We start from the raw sequence: 2,696 nt of genomic DNA, 5'->3' as shown, positions 1-2,696 counted from the left end.
CCGTCGACCTCCTCGTCCTGCTCGCGGGCGGCAGCGCCGACGCCGGGGTCACCGAGGTCATCGCGCCCTCCGCGCCCCGCTCGATCTCCATGCACGCGGACCACCCGGACCGCGTCGCGGGCGTGCCGTACGGCCGCGAGACCGTCGTGCGCCGCCTCCAGCAGGTCGGCTGCGACGTCTACGGCTCTGACGAGCTCGTCGTGACGGTGCCGTCCTGGCGGCCCGACCTGGCGTTCCCGAACGACCTGGCCGAAGAGGTCATCCGGCTGGAGGGCTACGAGAACCTGCCCTCCACGCTGCCGACCCCGCCCTCGGGCCGCGGCCTCACCGAGCGCCAGCGCCTGCACCGCCGCGTCGGCCGCTCCCTGGCCGGCGCCGGTTACGTCGAGGCGCTGAACTACCCGTTCGTCGGGGACGCCGCCTTCGACCAGCTCCAGCTGGCCGCCGACGACGCGCGCCGCGACACCGTCAAGCTGGTCAACCCGCTCGCCGACACGGAGCCCGCGCTCCGTACGACGCTGCTCCCCGGCCTGCTCGGTGCGCTGCGCCGCAACGACGGCCGCGGGTCGCACGACCTGGCGCTCTTCGAGACCGGCCTGGTCTTCCGGCCCACCGGCGAGGAGACCAAGGCCGTACGGCTGCCGGTCGACCGCCGTCCCACCGACGACGAGATCGCGGGCCTCGACGCCTCGCTGCCCGCCCAGCCCCGGCACGCCGCCGTCGTCCTCGCGGGCGCCCGCGAGCAGGCCGGCTGGTGGGGCAGGGGCCGCCCGGCGGACTGGGCCGACGCGATCGAGGCCGCGCGCGGCCTGGCCCGCGAGGCAGGCGCCGAGCTGATCGTCACCAAGGGTGCCAACGAGCCGTGGCACCCGGGCCGTTGTGCCGCACTCTCCGTCGTCGTGGACGGCACGGAGCAGGTCATCGGGTACGCGGGCGAGCTGCACCCGCGCGTCATCAAGGCGATGAACCTGCCCGAGCGCACCTGTGCGACGGAGCTGGACCTCGACGTGCTGGAGAAGGCCGGTCAGGGTGTGCTCCAGGCGCCCCGGATCTCCACCTTCCCGGTCGCCACCCAGGACGTCGCGCTGATCGTCGACGCCGACGTGCCGAACGTCGTGGTCGAGGACCGGCTGCGCGAGGGCGCGGGTGAACTCCTGGAGGACATCCGCCTGTTCGACGTCTACACCGGCGAACAGCTCGGCGAGGGCAAGAAGTCCCTGGCATACGCGCTGCGCTTCCGCGCCGCCGACCGCACGCTCACCGTCGAGGAGGCATCGGCCGCCCGCGACGCGGCGGTGGCACTCGCGGCCGAGCACACGGGAGCCGTACTGCGCGGCGCGTAACCACCGCACGAGTAACCGCTGTTGAGCGCGTTACAGAGGGGCACATCCGGGACACGGGTGTGCCCCTCACTCATTTGGGTGAGATGTGCGGGCGATGTACGCATCGCGGCACGAACGATAGACAGAATCATTCCGGCCGACCGGCCGCGCCGCTGCCAAGTGCTTCCGAGGGGGCCGTCAGGAATGATCAGTCAGAGGGCGGGGCTGCGCCGGACGGCGGGGCGGTGCGTCGGGGCGGTGCGGCGCCCGTGGAGGGGGCGGTGCGGCCGCCGCGGTGCCGGGCCCGCCCGGTACGCATCCGGCGTCGTGCTCCTCGGCCTCTGGCTGGCCTTCGGCATCGCCTGGGAACTGGCCCGCCCGCTCCCTGACCCCGTCATCTGCACGTGCTTCGTGCTGGGCGTGGTGGTCCTGGGCCTGGGGGCACGGCTCGGGCCGCTGCGGGAACTGCGCCGGGTGAAGGAGGTCGCGCGCGCCGCCCAGGAGGTGCTGCTGCGCCCGCTGCCCGCCCGCCTCGACGGTCTCGCCCTGGCGGCCGGGCAGCTCTCCGCGAGTCCGGGGGCCGTCGTCGGCGGCGACCTGTACGAGGTGATGGCGACCGTGCACGGGGTGCGGGTGGTGATCGGGGACGTACGGGGACACGGCCTCCCGGCGATCGGGGCGGTCGCCGCCCTGCTCGGCAGCTTCCGCGAGGCCGCCCACGACGAGAGCGAACTCCCGGGCGTGATGCGGCGGTTGGAGCGCGCCCTGCAACGGCACCTGCGCGAGCGCTCCCGGGACGAGCACCCGGCGTCCGGCGGCGCGGAGCCGGACAATCCGCAGTCCGAGGAGTTCGTCACCGTACTGCTCCTGGAGATCAACGAGAAGGGCGAGGTGCTGGCCCTCAACTGCGGTCACCCGTGGCCGTACCGGCTGCGCAGGAGCGCCGAGCCCGTTGTCGGCGGGGATCCGCTGCCGCCGCTCGGCCCGTTCCCGCTGCCCGCCGAGCTGTACCCGCGGCGGTGCGTCACGCTGCTGCCCGGCGAACTCCTCGTCCTGCACACCGACGGGGCACCGGACGCCAGGAACGCGGACGGCGCGTTCTTCGCGCTGCAGGACGCGCTCACCGGGGCGGTGGCCGGGCAGCCGGTGTCGCCCGTCGCCGTCGTCGAGCGCGTACAGCGCGCACTGCTGCGGCACACCGGCGGGCAGGTGTCCGACGACGTGGCGCTGGTGGTGCTGCGCAACGACCGGTTGCGGGTGCCCGCACAGGGCGCCGCCTCCCGCCGTCAGCACCCCGAACCCTCGCACCGCTGACGGGAGTTGCGGGCCGACGCGGCTGCCGTCCGTCCCGCCGCGGAGGGTGCAGGTCAGCCG

The 2,696-nt window shown here is 74.5% G+C and carries 2 protein-coding genes; both read left to right on the top strand.

What is annotated here, in order from left to right; all coding sequences use genetic code 11:
• On the top strand, window positions 1-1,343 hold a 1,343-nt coding region (locus ACWGIG_RS38300; RefSeq protein ID WP_453326345.1), incomplete at its 5' end, for a phenylalanine--tRNA ligase subunit beta.
• A 183-nt stretch (window positions 1,344-1,526) separates the two neighbouring features.
• Window positions 1,527-2,636 (top strand): PP2C family protein-serine/threonine phosphatase, encoded by a 1,110-nt coding sequence (locus tag ACWGIG_RS38295; protein WP_453326344.1) that lies wholly within the window; start codon window positions 1,527-1,529, stop codon window positions 2,634-2,636.
• Window positions 2,637-2,696: the final 60 nt, after the last annotated feature.

The sequence above is a fragment of the Streptomyces sp. NPDC054863 genome (genome assembly GCF_053610825.1).
Note: the sequence above shows the minus strand (reverse complement) of the source record. Positions and strands in the feature narration are given on the sequence as shown.